This window comes from Limnoglobus roseus (assembly GCF_008254045.1).
Lineage (GTDB): Bacteria > Planctomycetota > Planctomycetia > Gemmatales > Gemmataceae > Limnoglobus > Limnoglobus roseus.
Genome location: NZ_CP042425.1, coordinates 5,068,801 through 5,086,009, shown reverse-complemented (window position 1 = coordinate 5,086,009; position 17,209 = coordinate 5,068,801). Strand labels below are relative to the sequence as shown.

13 protein-coding genes are annotated in these 17,209 nt (G+C 64.2%); 6 read left to right on the top strand and 7 right to left on the bottom strand.

All coding sequences use genetic code 11. The features are described 5' to 3' along the window. Positions 1–7: 7 nt before the first annotated feature. From PX52LOC_RS21190 to PX52LOC_RS21175, 4 genes are all read right to left on the bottom strand, one after another. Complete coding sequence (locus PX52LOC_RS21190; RefSeq protein ID WP_149111968.1) at positions 8–1,369, bottom strand: CRTAC1 family protein; 1,362 nt, start codon at positions 1,367–1,369, stop codon at positions 8–10. Between the two features lie 38 nt (positions 1,370–1,407). Beyond that, positions 1,408–2,601, bottom strand: coding sequence for a class I SAM-dependent rRNA methyltransferase (locus tag PX52LOC_RS21185; RefSeq protein WP_149111967.1), 1,194 nt, complete (start codon positions 2,599–2,601; stop codon positions 1,408–1,410). A gap of 35 nt (positions 2,602–2,636) precedes the next feature. Continuing rightward, positions 2,637–3,065 carry a response regulator gene (locus PX52LOC_RS21180; protein ID WP_149111966.1) on the bottom strand — a complete coding sequence of 143 codons (429 nt, stop codon included), beginning with the start codon at positions 3,063–3,065 and terminating at the stop codon, positions 2,637–2,639. Between the two features lie 83 nt (positions 3,066–3,148). Continuing rightward, entirely contained in the window at positions 3,149–3,928 is a 780-nt protein-coding gene (locus PX52LOC_RS21175; RefSeq protein WP_149111965.1) for a FliA/WhiG family RNA polymerase sigma factor, read from the bottom strand. Positions 3,929–4,608: 680 nt separating this feature from the next. Here PX52LOC_RS21175 and PX52LOC_RS21170 point away from each other — a divergent pair. Genes PX52LOC_RS21170 through PX52LOC_RS21160 form a run of 3 tightly spaced genes read left to right on the top strand, consistent with a single transcriptional unit; the run spans position 4,609 to position 7,826 of the window. Next, complete coding sequence (locus PX52LOC_RS21170) at positions 4,609–5,298, top strand: hypothetical protein (RefSeq protein WP_149111964.1); 690 nt, start codon at positions 4,609–4,611, stop codon at positions 5,296–5,298. A 26-nt stretch (positions 5,299–5,324) separates the two neighbouring features. Continuing rightward, on the top strand, positions 5,325–6,392 hold the full coding sequence (locus PX52LOC_RS21165; protein WP_149111963.1) for a M28 family peptidase: 1,068 nt from the start codon (positions 5,325–5,327) through the stop codon (positions 6,390–6,392). Further along, positions 6,393–7,826: a CehA/McbA family metallohydrolase gene (locus tag PX52LOC_RS21160; protein ID WP_149111962.1), complete on the top strand. Its 1,434-nt coding sequence runs from the start codon at positions 6,393–6,395 to the stop codon at positions 7,824–7,826. Between the two features lie 152 nt (positions 7,827–7,978). Here the strand turns inward: PX52LOC_RS21160 and PX52LOC_RS21155 are convergent, their stop codons facing one another. Further along, on the bottom strand, positions 7,979–10,309 hold the full coding sequence (locus tag PX52LOC_RS21155; RefSeq protein WP_149111961.1) for a serine hydrolase: 2,331 nt from the start codon (positions 10,307–10,309) through the stop codon (positions 7,979–7,981). A gap of 73 nt (positions 10,310–10,382) precedes the next feature. Beyond that, a complete protein-coding gene (locus tag PX52LOC_RS21150) occupies positions 10,383–11,003 on the bottom strand; it encodes a UbiX family flavin prenyltransferase (protein WP_149111960.1) in 621 nt (206 codons plus the stop codon). A 98-nt stretch (positions 11,004–11,101) separates the two neighbouring features. On the opposite strand from PX52LOC_RS21150, the gene PX52LOC_RS21145 reads away from it, so the two are divergent. From PX52LOC_RS21145 to PX52LOC_RS21135, 3 genes are all read left to right on the top strand, one after another. Continuing rightward, positions 11,102–12,490, top strand: coding sequence for a DUF1570 domain-containing protein (locus PX52LOC_RS21145; protein WP_149111959.1), 1,389 nt, complete (start codon positions 11,102–11,104; stop codon positions 12,488–12,490). 119 nt (positions 12,491–12,609) lie between these two features. Then, positions 12,610–15,333 carry a trypsin-like peptidase domain-containing protein gene (locus tag PX52LOC_RS21140; RefSeq protein ID WP_149111958.1) on the top strand — a complete coding sequence of 908 codons (2,724 nt, stop codon included), beginning with the start codon at positions 12,610–12,612 and terminating at the stop codon, positions 15,331–15,333. Between the two features lie 77 nt (positions 15,334–15,410). Then, positions 15,411–16,094 (top strand): hypothetical protein, encoded by a 684-nt coding sequence (locus PX52LOC_RS21135; RefSeq protein ID WP_149111957.1) that lies wholly within the window; start codon positions 15,411–15,413, stop codon positions 16,092–16,094. An 89-nt stretch (positions 16,095–16,183) separates the two neighbouring features. On the opposite strand, the gene cysK is transcribed toward PX52LOC_RS21135, so the two are convergent. Continuing rightward, positions 16,184–17,203: a cysteine synthase A gene (gene cysK, locus PX52LOC_RS21130; protein WP_149111956.1), complete on the bottom strand. Its 1,020-nt coding sequence runs from the start codon at positions 17,201–17,203 to the stop codon at positions 16,184–16,186. Positions 17,204–17,209: the final 6 nt, after the last annotated feature.

Sequence of the window (17,209 nt, the reverse complement as noted above, 5' to 3'; positions counted from 1 at the left end):
CGGACCGTCACGACCCGGGGTACAGCACCACGAGCGTGCGGTTGGTGGCCGGGCGGTCGATGACCGCCGTCGTGTCGTCCGGCCACGTCACCTGAATTTGCTCGACCTCGTCGCACCGGCCCAGCCCGAAGTGGGCCACCGGTTCCATTTGGCAGCGATAGCCGCTGCCGGAGCAGATCGCCCGAATCTGCGTCCGACCGGCCGCAATCAACCGCACCACCGCCCCACGGGCCGGCGCGCCGAACCGCGTCATCGGCATCACGCGCAGCCAAGCGTTTCCCACCTCGGGCCACTTGAACAGTTGCAGCGGCAGTTCCCCGGAATCGCCGTTACTGACGAGTAGCTCCAGCCGACCGTCGCCGTCGATGTCCGCGACCGCGGCCCCACCGCTGGAGAGGCCCCAGGAATCGAGCGTGCCGGGGTCGGCCAGTTGCCAGTACCCGTCGGGGTTTGCGGACCGGCGGAAGAGGCGGTTCGATTCGCCGCAGTTCAAGAAGAGCAATTCCTCGAAGCCGTCGTTGTCGAAGTCGGCCGCGACGACGTTTTGCACCTCGCTCGGCAGGGCCATCGCCGGCGTCGCGACGTTGCGGAACTTGCAGTTCGACTCGCGGACGAACAGCCGGTGCGGGCCGTCGCGATTGCCGAAGCACACGTCCAGCCGCCCGTCGCCGTTGGCGTCCAACACCATCGCCCCCCGGCTGCGCTCGGCACTGTCGCGCAAGCCGTGCCGGGCGGCCACTTCCAGGAACGTGCCGACGCCGGTGTTGCGGTAGAGCAGGTTCGGCCCGCCCTCGTTCACGCAGAAGATGTCCGGCCGGTCCGACGAAATCGGGCCGATGACCAGCCCGCTGCCCGCTTGGGCGTGGTGCAAGTCCAGCGCCGGGGCCAGGTCGCAAATCGTGTTCGCGGAACTCAGTTCGAAGAGCCGCAAGGGGTGGTCGGCACTCGCAACCAGGAAGCTGTACCGGCCGCGGCCGCGGCGGTCGAGGACGGCCGCCGACTGACTGGCGTGGGCGTTGCGGGCTTGCCGGTAGCGGGGTTGGTCGAACAGGTCGGCCCAGCGGCCATCGGGTTGGCAATCGAAGAGGCGGTCGGAAAAAGGCTCGCCGTTCAACAGGTACAGTTCTTCACGGCCGTCGCCGTCAAAGTCTCCGGCGACGGCCCCGAGCGTGTCCCGCCGGGCGTCGGCCACTACGGGCGGGGCGGTGTCGAAGAACTTGCCGTGCTGGTACTTCAGGATGCGGTTCGCCGCCCCCCTCGAAGCGACGAAAAATTCGAACTCACCGTCCCCGTCCAGGTCGGCCACGGACACGCCCGCGTAGGTCGCGCGGGCCGCCGCCGGGAGAACGAACGAACAGTCGAGGAACATGCCACTTCGAGGTTACGAGGCGGGCGTCCGATGCCGAATCACGTCACGCGACTCACGATGCACTTCAAGTAGCCGCTCTCGCGACAACTCACGGCGACCGGGTGGTCGGCCGACGGCCCGCGGCGCTCGAGAATCTGCGTGTCCCGCTTGGCGTCCATCGCGACCTGGGCGATGATCTCTTCCAGGTCCGTCATCTTGATCAGGCCGGTGCAGCAGCACGACACGAGAATTCCGTCCGGCGCGAGCAGCTTCATCGCCAACTTGTGCAGTCGCCGGTACCCCTGGATCGCGTCCGGCAGTGCAGCCCGGTTGCGGGCGAACTTCGGCGGGTCGAGCACGACCACGTCGAACTGCTGTTTCTCCTGGGCCAGTGCCGTCAGGTGGTTGAAGACGTCGGCCTTCGCTGTCGTCACCTGGGTCAGCCCGTTCAGATCCGCGTTCCGCTTCGCAAGGGTCAACGCCGCGTCGGAAGCATCGACGCAACTGACACTCGCCGCCCCACCCTTCGCGGCGTACACGCCGAAGCCGCCGGAGTAGCTGAAGGCGTCTAGAACCCGCTTGCCTTCGCACATCTTCGCGACGGCCGCCCGGTTGTCTCGCTGGTCGAGGTAGTACCCGGTCTTCTGTCCTTCTGCGAGGTTCACGGCGAACTTGAGACCGTTCTCCTCAATCACGATCTCGGCCGGCGGCGGTTCGCCCGACAACAGGCCGTCGTGCAGTTCGCATCCTTCTAACTTGCCGATTCCCTTCTCGGTGCGCAAGTAGATTCCGCGCGGATTTAGCAGTTCGCGCAAAATATCCGCGATCATCTCCCGCCGGTTCGCCAGCCCAAGGGCCGTAAACTGTGCCGTCAGCCATTCGCCGTAGCGGTCCACGATCAGCCCGGAGAGGATGTCGCTCTCGCTGAAGCAGACGCGGTACGCCGCCGTCGGGCCGTGGTTGAGCTTCAGCACGTCGTGCCGCAGTTTGATGGCGTGGGCGAGTCGGTCGCGGAAGAAGTCGCGGTCTAACGGCTTCGCCTCGTCCCACGAGTAGAGCCGCACGAGAATCTTCGAATGGTTGTTGAACAGCCCGCGGGCGACGAAATTCCCAGCCGACGTGCGGAGGATGACCTCGTCGCCGTCGGCGGGCTTGCCGTCCACTTTCTCGACGGCTCCGGCAAAGACCCAGGGGTGGCGGCCGAAGAAGGGTTGGGCGCGTTTCGGCTTCAGGATCACGGATGCAGTGGTCATGGGTGCGTTCGGTCAGGCCGCGGACGGCCGGACGATCAAACTCCTTGTTGGACGTGGCGAAAGTAAGAGAGGCCGCGGTCGATCGGGTCGGCTTCCCGCCGCGCGGCAAGCAGGGCCTTCACGCGGTGAATGAGTTCCGTCTTGTTGATCGGCTTCGTAATGAAGTCGTCGGTGCCAACGTCGACGGCCCGTTCAACGTCGGTCGGTTGGTCGAGGGCCGTCACCATGAGGACGCCGATGTCCTTCGTCCGGTCGTCGGCCCGCAACCGCTTGCAGACCTCGAAGCCGCTGAGCTTCGGCATCATCACGTCGAGCAACACCACGTCCGGCAGCCACTCGGCCGCGATCTTGAGCGTTTCCTCACCGTTCACGGCAATCTTCGTGTCGAGGCCGCTGCCGTCGAGGTGGGCTTCGAGCAGTTCCGCGTTCGGCTGGTTGTCGTCGGCGATCAGGATGCGTGGCATGGCGGAAACTCACAAAACAGGAAAGCCCACCCGCGGCCGCGGGTGGGCTTACGTCGGCCCCCATGATTATATGAACGGTGCCGTCAGTTGCTGAACTCCGGGCGGCGTTTGCAGAGTTGCGTTTGCAGGCGGGTGACGATGCTGCTGTGCATCTGACTGACGCGCGACTCGCTGAGGTTTAGCGTGGCCCCGATCTCCTTCATCGTCATCTCCTCGTAGTAGTAGAGGATGACGATGAGCCGCTCGTTGCGGTTGAGGCCGCGGGTGACGAGCCGCATCAGGTCGCGGTTCTGGAGGCGGTGGGTCGGGTCTTCGGCCTTCTTGTCTTCGAGAATGTCGATCTCGCGGACGTCCTTGTAACTATCGGTCTCGTACCACTTCTTGTTCAGGCTAACGAGTCCGACGGCGGTGGCCTCGCTCACGTACTTCTGGACTTCCTCGATCGGGATTTGCAGGCGGACGGCGAGTTCCTCCGCGGTCGGCTTGCGGCCGAGGGCGGTTTCGAGTTGCTTGTTCGCCGCGTCGTACTTGCTCTGCTTGGACCGCACGAGCCGCGGAACCCAGTCCATGGTCCGCAGTTCGTCCAGCATGGCCCCCCGGATCCGCGGCACACAATACGTCTCGAACTTGACGCCGCGAGACAAGTCGAAGGCTTCAATCGCGTCCAGCAATCCGAAGATGCCGGCGCTGATGAGGTCGTCAAGTTCCACACCATCGGGCAGTCGCGCCCAGATGCGCTCACCGTTGTACTTGACGAGCGGCATGTAGTTCTCGACCAGCCGATTCCGCAAGTCGAGAGTCGGGTTCGCCCGATACTCTTGCCAGACCTGCTGGATGTCGGTCTCGATCCGAGTGCTCACCATCGAAATCCTCCCTGATGTCCGGCCAGTAGCAGGACCACTCGAACCTTCAACACCGGCCCCGGCGAGGGTAACACCAACTCGACAATCCAACTCGCCAGGTCCGGTCCCCCGGAAGGTTCAACTTCAGAAGCCGAGTCGCCGCCGCCCGGAGCCGTCCGGCAAACTGCCGAGCGACTCCCCAATCGACCGGCGGCACACCATCCTTCGGCGCCGGGCAAGCGGTTCGGACTCTGAAGCGTGATTCCGCGCGTACTGACCTACGTCCCCCGCGAAGCCGGACGGGATAGACCGGCTTCTCCATCGCGTTTATCGGACGGAAACTTCGCCACCGTAATGTAAACTCTTCAAACTCCCCGCTCACCCGGACCGACTTTGTCGACTGTCGCGGCTCGGGTGCGGACTTGTGCCCCCACAAATCCACACCCGTCGCGCCGTTGACACGGCCCGCACCACCGGTCCGGCCGGGGCGTTTTCCCCTCCGTCGCGGCCGTCCCGGTGATCGGACACTTTGTCGCCCGAGTGAGGCGATGCACATAACGACCCCTGCCGCGTCTGTCGAGACATTTCGGCCCGCAAAAATGAGATTCGCGTAAGGAATCTGCCTTCCCCGGATGTGCGGTCTTGCTATCTTCCCCGGCCTGCCGTCGGTAAGATGTGCCAGTCAACTCGGAGGCCGCCCCATGATCTCGACGCGCGATCTCTCGGAGCTGCCCGACGTGGACGGCCTCCGAAGGTTGCTGAAGTCGCTCGCGATGCTCGACGCGATTCTTTGCCGGGACTGGCAGTTTCGCTATTACTCGTTCAACTCGAAATGGGCGAAGGGCGAGCGGATGGGATCAATGCGTGACGGGTCTGGGAACGAGTTCTACGCCTTGTTCAATCGCCACGGGTGCTACCTCAAGGGCTTCCACCACGAATCTGCCATGTCCCCATACCGTAAAGGTGGGGATGGGAAGTTGTGGGCGGGTCTGATCGAATCCGTTCCCTCCGAGTTTACGGAGGCCGTGACCGAACCGGCGTTCTCCACAAAGGACACGACCTTCTGTATCTGGCGGAAACAAACGGACCCTGCATGGCAACGAGGGGCAATCCAGTTCCCGCCGGGGCACGATCCTGACGGTTCGGCCGAGTTACTGGCAATCCTGGACGGTCGGCCCGAAACCTATCAAGCGTGGGCCGCGGATGGATTCGAGGCACCAAGCCTCACAGTCGAACAAGTGCGCCATATTTATGAGCATCGCCCATTAACGCCGGAGCTCGTGGAGGCGATGCGATACGATAACCCGATGGCAAGCGATGCGGGTTCGAAGGTCACGTTGGCAGACTTGGCCGAGGACGTTATCGAAATCGGCTACCCCGATGCCGGGTGACGAAATCGTTCGAAAGGATGTTCGTGATGTCTCGAATCGTGCAACCCCTCGCGGTGGCCTTCCTATTAGGAGCGGCGCTCATGCTCTTCGTCTGGAAGCCGTGGGAACAGGGGCACGCCGACGAGAAGCCGCACGAACAGGGGGCGTTCGATCCGGACAAGCCGGCGAAGAAGGAACAGTTCGGCGAAACCCGCGGCGGGGCGAACGCGGCCGTCAAGGAGATCGCGTTCGACGGCGACCGGGCGATGAAGTACCTCAAGCAGCTCTGCGACCTCGGCCCGCGCGTCAGCGGCACTGACGGCATGGCGAAGCAGCAGGAACTCGTCGTCAAACACTTCGAAGACCTCGGCGGGAAGGTCACGAAGCAGGAGTTCGAGGCGAAGCAGGACAGTCGCCGCGACAAGGTGAAGATGACGAACCTGACGATCTCGTGGTTCCCGGACCGCGAACGGCGGGTGATTCTGTCGGCCCACTACGACACGCGGCCGATGGCCCACGAGGAGCCGAACCGCAACGACTGGCGGAAGCCGTTCGTCAGCGCCAACGACGGCACGTCCGGCGTGGCGATGCTGATGGAACTCGCCCACGTTATGAAGGACTTCCCCACCGGCGTCGGCGTGGACTTCGTCCTGTTCGACGGCGAGGAGTACATCTTCGAGCCGACCGGCCTTGGCGGCATTCGCGGCGACCGCTTCTTCATCGGCTCCGATTACTTCGCCGATCAGTACGCCGCGAACAAGAGTAAGTTGAAGTACCGCTACGAGGCGGCCGTGCTGTTCGACTTGTTCGCCCACCCCGGCGCGAAGTTCGCCATCGAGGCGAACTCGTGGTACAAGGCCGAACCGCTCGTGCGGCAGTTCTGGCAGGCCGCCGCCGACGCCCGCGCGGGGTCGTTCGTCTCGGCCCTCGGCATCGAAGTGAGTGACGACCACGTCGCGCTCAACCGCGTTGGCATCCCGGCCATCGACATCATCGACTTCGACGGCTACCGCAAGCACTGGCACAAACTCTCGGACACGCCGGAGCAGTGCGACGGCAAGCAAATCGCCGAGGTCGCGAAGGTCGTCACGACTTGGCTGCAAGGCTTGAAGTAAATGCTCACCATCCACCTCCGCATCAACGACACCGCCACGAAGTTGCCCACGGCCGTGCGGCTCTCGGTCACGGGGCCGGGCGGCGAGTATTACCCGCCGCTCGGTCGGCTGGCCGCGTTCGCCTGCGGCGTCGGCGAAGATGTGGGCGGCAACCTCCGCATCGGCCGGGAGAACTTCGCGTACATCGACGGCGCGTGCGAGATCAAACTCCCGGCTGGCGTGCCACTGCGGGTGCGGGCCACGAAGGGACCGGAGCACCGTCCACTCGACGAGACGATCACCCTCGGCACGGGTCAGATGGCCGTCCGCCTCGGCATCGAGCGGTGGAGCAACCTCGCGGCCGACGGCTGGGTGAGCGGCGACAGTCGGGCGCACTTTATCTCGCCGCACGCGGCGCTGTTGGAAGCGGCGGCGGAAGACGTGAACGTCGTGAACGTGTTGGCGAAGGTCCACTTACAACTGATGCAGGACGGCAACACGCACGTCACGTTGCCGAACCTGACGGCCTTCAGCGGACAGGTTCCGTCGCTGGAATCGGGTTCGCATGCGGTCGTCGTGAACACCCTCAACGCCCACCGCGGCCTCGGAAATCTGGGGTTGCTTCACGCCCACCGCATCGTCTTCCCGCTGGCGTTCGGCGAGCCGTTTGATACCGACGACTGGTCATTGATCGACTGGTGTGAGCAGTGCCACCGGAAGAGGGGGCTCGTCACCTGGGTGAACCCGTTCGATGTGCCGGCCGCGAGTTTCGGCGGGGAAGCGTTGGTCGCCGCCATTCTGGGCAAAGTTGACGCGATCGAATTCGACACCCTTCGGACAACGCCGCTATTGCCCTTGTACTACCGGCTGTTGAACGCTGGCGTGCGCCTACCCCTGATCGGCGGTAGCGGCAAGGATTCGAACCGCGTGCCGCTCGGCGGAATGCGGACGTACGCGAAAGTGATGGGTGAATCTCCGAACTATTCGGCCTGGGTCGAAGCAGTGCGGTCGGGACAGTCGTTCATCACGAACGGGCCGATCTTGTCGTTCGCGACAGGCGAACGATTACGGGCGCGGGCAGAGTGCGTCACGCCCTTCGAGAAGCTGCAAATCATCGCGGACGGCAAAGTGATCGCCACCACCCAATCGCGGGAGGATGCCGGTCGCTTCACCGCCGAAGTTGAGGCGAACACCCCGCCGGACGCGGCGTGGCTGGCCGCTCGCTGCGTGGGCAAACCGTCGCCCCTCATTCCGACGGCGACGAACTTCGCCCACACGTCCCCGGTGTTCCGTGGCGAACCGCGGCGCGACCCGGCTGCGGTGGAATATCTGAAAACCTGCCTCTTTTCGATCCGCGACTGGGCCGAGATCACCGGCGGATACCTCGACAACAAGTGGCGGACGCAGTTGATGGAGAGTTGTGAGCAGGCATCGCGCGTTCTCGACGTCGGCTGACGACTCCGTCGCTCGGGAATGCTGATCCTTCACCAACGGCGAGCGGCCCGGCGTGAGCGGGCCGTGTCTGAACAAGTCAAGACACGGCCCGCTCACGCCGGGCCGCTCGCCATTGCTTGCAGGGAGCGCACGTCGGCCGGAAAATCGCCGACTTACTTGATCTCCTCGAACGTCCGGTTCAGGATCGGGTATTTTTGCCAGTCGCGGTAGTCGAAGTGCCACCACTCGGCCTCGTACACAGTGAAGCCTTCCGCCTCCATCGCCCGTCGCAACAGGTCGCGGTGCCAGCGTTGGCGTGACGTGCCGCCGGGGTAGTCGGGGTATGCCCGATCCGAGAACTCGTCAAAGCCACTGACAACCTCGATCGGCTTGCCCGTCTTCAGGTCGTACAACCCTAGATCGACGGCACAGCCGCGGTTGTGGCGGGAACCCTTCGACGGGTCGGCGACGAAGTCGTGAAACTTGTCCGGCGTTGCGTCCCAGAACATCTTCGTGACGTACCACGGCCGGTAGGCATCGTAAACGTGAAGACCGTAGCCGGACTCGGCGAGCTTCTTGTGCGCCCGCCCCAACGCCTCGGCCGCGGGCTTTTGCATGAAGGCTTTCGCCGAGGTGTAGAGCGGCGTGCTGAGGAAGTTGTTGTCCGTCGCGTAGCGGACGTCGAAAGTGATCGTCTTGTCGATCGTGGCGAGGTCCACCAACTCCGGCTTGCGCTCCCGCTCCTCCTTCGGCGGCGTGGCGGCGTGGGCCGCTTTCCGTAGTTCGGCGAGCGGCTTCTCGGGCTTAATGCGGAACGTCTCGCCGTTCTCGCCGTCGATCTTCCGCCGCTCGAAGGCGACCTTCGCCGCCTCCACCTTCGTCGCCCGCCCGGCCATATCACGGGTGAAGACGAGTTTCTCGCCGTGGTACAGGCCGAAGTCGGGGAAAGCGTACACGTCTTCCGTTTCTTCCTTCAGCGGATAGAGGAAAACCCACTCGATGAGGGCGTAGAGTTTCCCGTGGCGTTCGTGGATGAAAAGCGTGTTGTGGTCCCATCCGTACTCGCCGATCAGACCGAGCCACTTGGCCGGCGGCGCGGCCGGCGGTCCGGCGTCGGGTTGCTTCTCGTAAATGCGATCGCCGACCTTCAGTTTGCCGTCGACTCGCTCGGCGGCCGGCCCCCACGAGAGGGCATCGTCGGCCATCAGGTTCTTTTCTGCGGCCCGCAGTTCCGTGCGGAAGCCGCCGCGGTTGGGCGTCACGAACAATCGGCCGGCCGATGCCGTCAGATCGATCGAGCGGTCACCGCTCACGTAGTGCCCGGCGAGCGTTCGTGCCTCTTCGAGCGGGAGCGGCTGAGTTTCCCTCAACTTCGGCAGTTCCTTCCCGGCCTTTGCCGCGAGCAAGAGTTTCAGCCCATCGTCGGCGATGCGCGTCATGACCGGGTTGGTCACGTCCCGCGACGACACCACGATGACGGCAAGTTTTTCGCTCGGTAGTGCCGCGAGTTCGGTCGCGAAGCCGTAGATCGCGCCGCCGTGGCCGATGCGCTTCTTGCCCTCTAGTTCGCTCAGGGCGAAGCCGATACCGAAGCCCTCCTTCGCGTCCGGGTCGGCGAACTGCGGTTTCAACATCGCGGCCAGCGTTTCCGGCTTCAGCACCGGCCCGCCGCCGGCGAAGAGGCACGACGCGAACTTCGCCAGGTCGGTGACGGTCGAGTACATGCACCCGGCCGGGGCCATGCCGAGTTCGAACGTCGGGGCCGGGAACTCGCGGCCGTGGTAGGTCCACATCACCGCGTCGGCGAGGTTCTTCTTCACGGCCGACGTCGGGGTGAACGAACTCGACACTATGCCGAGCGGTTGCAACACCTTCGTCTCAACAGCCTTCTCGAACGCCTCGCCTATCACTTTCTGCACCACCAGACCGACGACGCCGACGGCCGCGTTGGAATACTTGATCTGGGTGCCGGGGTTGTAGACGAGCGGGATGCCGTTGAGACTGGCGACCGTTTGTGCGAGCGTCGGGCCGGTCGGGTCGAAGTAGTTGCCGACGGGCGGCTCGCGGATGCGGCCGGAGCGGTGCGACATCAGCATCCGCAGGGTGATCGGCTTCTGCCCGGCTTTCACCGCCGGCTTGAAGTCCGGCAGGTAGGTCGTCACCGGGGCGTCGAGGTCGAGCTGGCCCTTCTCGACGAGTTGCATCACGGCTACGTCGGTGAACAGCTTCGACACCGAGCCGACGCGGTAGACGGTCTGGTCCGTCGCCGGGATCTTCTTTTCGCGGTCCTGGAAGCCAAACCCCTTCGACCAGACGACGCGCTGATTGTCCACCAACGCCACCGACAAGGCGGGCAGCTTCTTGTCCCGCACCTCGCGTTCGATCAGCGTCGTGAGCCGTTGTACGGCCGCCGCGTAAGGTTCGGAAACCTGAGCGGTCACCGGCGGGGCGGGCAAGAACACGATCGTCAGGATGAGCCAACTGAAACGAGATACGCGACCCATGCGGGAGCCTCGTCGATGCGGAGGGATGTGGGAGGAGGTATTAGCAGAGTAGACCGGCGCGGCGAATTGGCCGCTACTTTCCCCACCGCTCGCTCAGGTGGTGGTCGATGCCGAGTTGGTCGCAGATCCGGCCGACGACGAAGTCGATCATGTCGTGGATCGTCTGCGGCCGCGTGTAAAACGCCGGCATCGCGGGGAGCACGATCGCCCCGGCGTCCGACACCGCGAGCATGTTGCGCAGTTGTGCCACGCCGAGGGGCGTTTCCCGCGGCACGAGGATCAGCTTGCGGCGTTCCTTCAGGTGAACGTCGGCGGCCCGGTGGATGAGGTTCTGCGACAGCCCTTGCGCGATGGCTGCGAGAGTGCCCATGCTGCACGGGCAGACGACCATCCCGGCGGTCAGGAACGATCCGCTCGCAATGCCGGCCTGGAAATCGTGGTGGTGGTAGTAGCGCAACCGGGCCGGGTCGAAGGCGGGCAGGTCCAACCCGAGCAACTGGTGGGCGTCGAAATGGTCGAGCGAAATCGTCCGGCCGACCTCTCGCTCGAAGACTTGCACGGCGGCCGGGCTGATCGTCAGGTGGACCGTGTGGCCGGTCTGCAACAGCACTTCCAACAGCCGAACCGCGTACGGGGAGCCACTGGCCCCGGTGATGGCCAACACGAGATCGGAAACAACCGGGCGCGTCTTCACGTCTACCCTTTCGGCAACGGTTCCGTCACAATTAACATACAGCACCGGCCGGGCGTTGACCGGGCCGACCCTCCGCTTCTTAACCGTGGCCGCCGACCATGCTTCACCGCTGCCTCGCACTCTTGCTCCTGCCCGCGCTCGCGGCGGCCGACCCGTCGCCCGCGTGGAAACTCGACGAACTGACGGCCGTCAACGGCGCGAAGTATCAGGGTATCGTGCTGGACGAGACCGCGACCGGCGTCCGGTTCCGCGTGGTACGACGGCCGCCGGGCCGCCCGACGGTGACGCTGACGACGTTCTTCCAGAAGAAGGAAGTCGTCGAAATCCGCAAGGTCTCCGATGCCGAGCGCGAGGCCGTGAAGCAGAAACTCGCGGAACTCGACCCGAAGGGCACCGGCGAACGGAAGCGGATGGACGCCCTCGAACTGAAGCCGATCGCGTGGCTCGGGCGGGCCGACGCCGCCAAGCAGTACGACTCGGACCAGTTCACGATCGCCTCGTCGGCGTCCGAGGAAGTAACCCGCCGGGCGGCGGTGCGCCTGGAGCAAATCTTCACCGCCTACAGCCGCTTCCTCCCGCCCCGACAAACGCCGGCGGCCGACCGCACGCTGACGATCCTCCTCGCCCCGGACAAAGAGGAGTACGCCAAACTCCTCGGCCCGACGACCGGCGCGATCCTCAACCCGGCCGTTTACGACCGCAAGAACAACCGCATCATCTGCGGGATCGACCTGCGGCGGCTCGGCCAAGACTTGTCGGCCGCCCAAATGCACAACGTCCAGCAGGAGGCCGCCCTCGACAAGTACGAGGCCGACGTCCGACAACTCTACAAGGACAGCCGGGCGGATCGCGACCGCTTCCTCGCGACCGTCTCCGAACAACGAGGGAAGATTCGGGCCGTCGAGAAAGCGAACGACGCGAAGTTCGACGAGACGACCCAACAACTCTTCGCCCTGCTCTACCACGAGTCATTCCACGCCTACGCGGCGAACTTCGTCTACCCGCCGCGGTCGGCAGAAGACGTGAAGGCCGGCAAGGGCACGGGCGATCTGCCGCGCTGGCTCAACGAGGGGCTGGCGCAGATTTTCGAGACGGCCATCCTCGACGCGGGCGAACTGCGGGTCGGCCACGCCGACCGGGAACGGCTCCTGCGGGCGAAGGAGATGCGCACAAAGGGCGGGCTGCTGCCGATGGCCGAACTGGTGCGGAGCGGGGGGGAAGCCTTCTTGACCGTTCACGCGAATCAGAAGGCCACGGCGAACCGCACCTACATGACCTGTTGGGCCGTCGCCTTTTACATGGTCTTCGACCGCCAATTGCTGGGCAGCAAGGAGTTCGACGCCTACCTCGTGGCCGTCAATTCTGGCGGCGACCCGGCGAAGGCGCTGGAAGCCCTCGTGGGCAAAAATCTCTCGATTTTCGACGCCGAACTGACCAACTACATCGACCGCCTGCGACCCGACGGCTCCGTCTCGCCGCCAAAGTAATGCTCGGGCGTCCGATGATTCTCTCGATGGGGCGATTTTCCCGTTACAGACCAACGAACGTCCGGTTAGACTGTTAACTATTCTCCTACCATCATTCACGACCCAGGGAATATCTGCCCATGGCCTTACCCGTCTCGTGCCCGGGGTGTCAGTCCGTCTACCCGGTCCCAGAAAACTTGATTGGCAAGACGATCCGCTGCAAGAAGTGCGGCGAAATGATGCCAGTGACGGCCCCCGCCAAGCCAATGGCGGCGGCCATCATTGAAGACGACGAAATTGCAGACGAGGTACCGCCCCGCTCGAAGCCGTCCCGCCGCCGCGACGAGGATGAGGACGACGAGCCGAAGGCCAAGTCCTCCCGCCGGAACCGGGACGAGGAGGCCGACGAGCCGAAGGCGAAGTCTGCGTCCGCTCGTCGCCCAAGCCGCGAAGAGGAGGAGGACGAGCCGAAGGCAAAACCGAAACGCCGGCCCATCGCTGCGCAAGAGGATGACGAAGACGAGGACCGTCCCGCTCGCGGTGGCAAAAAGGGCGGTCAGAAATCGAAACTCCCGTTGATCCTCGGCGGCCTCGCGGCGGTCGTCATCCTCGGCGGCGGCATCACGGCCGCGATGATGTTCTCCGGCGACGACAAGACCGACACCGACAAGCCTGTCGCCCTCGTGAACCCCGCTCCGGCGGTCGTACCTAACCCTACACCGGTCAATATTCCCGAACCGAAGCCCAAGGTGGAACCGAAAGTCGAACCAAAGGTTGAGAAGGTCGAGCCGAAGAAGGAAGAACCGAAAGTCGAGCCGAAGAAAGAAGACACCCCCGCGGAAAATGCAACGCCGACACCGCCGAAGTTGGAGCCGGAAACCGCGATCACCGGCCGGGGCAGTAGCAGCCGGGGCAGTAGCGGTCGCGGTTCGTCAAGCCTCTCTCCGGCTGAATACTTCAACGGCAGCATCTCCGACCTGAGCATGGATCTCTGCACGAAAGCGAGCGTTTTTATCAAATGCGAGACGGCCACCGGCGGGGGTACCGGCAGCGGTTGGTTCGGCATGGCCCCCGGCCTAGTCTTCACGAACGCCCACGTCCTCGACATGAAGGCCCCGAACTCGCCCGAGCCGAACAAACTGACCTTCTACCTAAACGCCGGCACGCCGCAGCAGCGGGAAATCCCGCACGCGAAGATCAAAATCCTGGCCGTCGATCGCGACATCGACTTGGCCGTCCTCCAAATCATCGGCGAACCGGATCTGCCGTCGCCGTTAAAGGTGAAGCCGTCGGCCGAGTTGAAACTCGGCCAGAGCGTGTTCACGATCGGTTTCCCGCTCGGCAACAAAATCGGTATGCACCAAGGGGCGGCCAAGGTACCGACCGTCTCGGCGCGGAAGACATCTTTCTTTGGTCACGTAAGCAACGAATTCGGCCAGATTCGCCGGGTTAAACTCGAGAGCGGGGCCAGCCCCGGCAACTCGGGTGGAGCCGTCATCGACGCCGACGGGGTCGTGGTCGGAATCGTCGTCGAAGGGACTAACGGCGGGGCGTCGAGCGGCAACTGGATCACCCTCTTAGTGCCGACTGAGTTCGTCCTCGGCCTCATGGCCGGCCGCGTGGCCAACCTGGAGTACGGCATCCCGTACAACGACAACGGCAAGGTCCGCATGCCCATCACTGCCAACATCCTCAACCCCATGAAGAAGAACGTCGACGTCCGCGTCCGGTCTTGGATCGGGGATGTGAACGCCAAGTACCGCCCGCCGTCCATGACCATGCCGACCAGCGACCCGACCGACGCCGGCGAACAGGACGTGCAACTGAAATACGATGAGAAGACGATGAAGGCGACCGGCGAACTCGTGTACCCGGTGCCGCCGGCCGGCCGCACGTTCTGGGCGCAGGCGTACTACAAGAACGCCCTGACGACGTACTCCCTGCCAGGGATCAAGCTCCCCGTCGACGGCCCGCCGATCGACCGCCTGCCGCTGAACCTGACCGCCGCCCCGAAAGAGGGGGCCAAGCGAAGCGTGACCATGTCCAATAGTAGCGCCCTGGACGAGGAGTTCGAGGGCGAGGGCGAGTCGAAGAACGAGCGGGTGCTGATCAAGAAGTCGCTCGAAGTGCAGGAGCATGTCGTTAAGGCAGACAAGACCGATGCCCGCCAGCTCGCCCGCCTGCAACTGCGGTTCGACAAGTTCTCCATCGCCTTCGAGATAAACGGCCAGACCGTCATGGAGATCAGCAAGAAGGAACAGGAGCAATTCCTGGCCTACTTCAAGGCCGCCGCCGCGTTCGGCCTGGTGAACAAGTTCGGCGAGATTTACAGTTACACCCTGGCCATCGCCGGTGTGGCCGACCCGACGGCCAACATGATCGTCAGCTTCGTCGCCAACGGAGCACTGGAAGCCTTGCAGGCGACATCCATCCCGATGCCGAACCGTTTGGTCAAGCCCAACGAAACCTGGGACGTGACCAAGGACGTGCGGTGGCTGCTGTACTCCCGCCCGCAAGTTGGCGGCCCCGGTGCCCCCAACCTCAACCCCGGCGCGAAGGCCAAGGACAAGTCGCGGGAGTTCAAGTACCAGGACAAGATCACGTACACCTACCTCGGCGTCCGCGAGCGGGGCGGGCGGAAGGAAGCGGTCATTTCTGTCGTCGGCAAGTCGGTCCAGGCCCCGGGGACGACGTCAACCGTCACCGGCAGCGTGAAAGGCATCATCTGGGTCGAACCCGACACGGGCGTTGTCGTGAGGGCCGAGATTGAGAAGGAGTTCGAACTCGACACCTCCCGCGACGGCCAAAAGCGGCGGTTGTCTGGGCTGAATACCTACAAACTCGACCGCGGTCCCGCACAGTAAGCGGGGTCCGCCCGAAGACGCGGTGGGCCGGGAAGGATCACCCTTCCCGGCCCACCGCGTTTCCGTAGGCCATTCGTATGCCGGAACCACTGCTGATTCGCTGCCCGCACTGCAACCATGCCCTGAGCCTGCCCGAGGAATTCCTCGGCCAGATCGTCTCCTGCCTGGAGTGCCGCTCGCCCTTCCGGGCTCCGGTCCGGGAGGGCGACAAACTCACCGCCGCCGAGAAACTGCCCCGACCGGTCCGCATCCCGGTCCGCCTCTTCGTCCCGACCTTCGGACTGTTGCTGCTCGGCTTCGCGGGGCTGTTCGTCAACCTCTATCTGGCGTGGTGGTTCCAAGCCGACCCGAAAGCGGCGGGGCAGTTCGCGGAAGCGAACATGTTCTTCATGCTGGAAACGGACCCGCCCGCGGAAAAGCCAAAGGACGGCCAGAAGTTGACGGACGACGAGGAGAAGAAACGCCGCGAAGATCAGGCCGAACGGCAACAGCAATTAGTGAAAGAGGCGGCCGGGAAGGTTTCGCCAGAGGGGATGAAGAGGGTGCGGCTCGCGTTTGCGGCCGTGAGCCTCGGCGTACTCGTCGGCGGGTTCTGCTTCGCGCTGCGGAAGGGGTACTACTTCTGCTACTTTGCCTGCCTGTTGGCCGCCCTGAACTCGCCCGACATCGGCTGTTGCTTCATCGGCGTGGTGATCGGTGTGTGGGGCTTTATGGTGCTGATTTCCGACGAAGGGCAGCAATACTTCCGGCGGGCAAAGTAGTCTTGGCGAGGCGAGGACCGTAAGGTGCCGGGTGAATGTCGTTGATAGCCACCCGGCACCTTACGGTCTTCGCCTCGCCTTTGTCGACTTTACGCCTCAGGGTAGAGCGCCGTGCTGAGGTAGCGTTCGCCCAGGTCGGGGAGGATGACGACGATCGTCTTGCCGGCGTTCTCCGGCCGCTTCGCCAGTTTCACGCCGGCGGCCATCGCCGCACCGCACGAGATGCCGCAGAGCATCCCCTCTTCCTTCGCCAGCCGACGGGCCATCTCGAAGGACTCGTCGTCCGTCACCTGTACGATCTCGTCGATCAACTTGCGGCCCTTCTCCGCCGCCCGCTTCAGACCGTCCTGCACGATGCCGGGGATGAAGCCCGCGCCGATGCCCTGAATCTTGTGCCGGTTCGGCACCACCTTGTCGGCCGGCACGTCCTGCTGGAGGTGCTGCGTCAAGACATTACTGAGCGTCGGTTCGACGGCCACGATTTGAATGCTCGGGTTCCGCTCCTTGAAGACCTCACTGCACCCGGTGATCGTGCCGCCGGTCCCGACGCCGGAAACAAAGATGTCGAAGGCACCGTTGGTCGCCTTCCAGATTTCCTCGGCCGTCGTCTTGCGGTGGACGGCCGGGTTGGACGGGTTCTTGAACTGCTGCGGGATGAACGCCTTCGGCTCGCCGCCCATCTCGCGGAACAATTCCTCGGCCCGCGCGACCGCCCCGTTCATGCCCTTGTCGGCCGGGGTCAGGTGCAGTTCCGCCCCGAACGCCTTCAGCAACCGCCGGCGTTCCAGCGACATGCTTTCCGGCATCGTCACGATGAGTTTGTACCCGCGGGCGGCGCAAACGAAGGCGAGGCCGATGCCCGTGTTGCCGCTCGTCGCCTCGATGATGACGGTGCCCTTCTGAATCTTCCCCTTCTCCTCCGCGTCCTCGATCATCGACACGCCGATGCGGTCCTTGACCGACCAGAGCGGGTTGAAGTTCTCAAGTTTGCTGAGGACGACGCCCTTCGCGCCGTCGGTCACCCGCTTGACGCGGACGAGCGGCGTGCCGCCCATGGCCTCGGTGATGCTGTCGTAAATCTTCGGTCGAACGTCGGCGGTCGAGTGCATGATAAT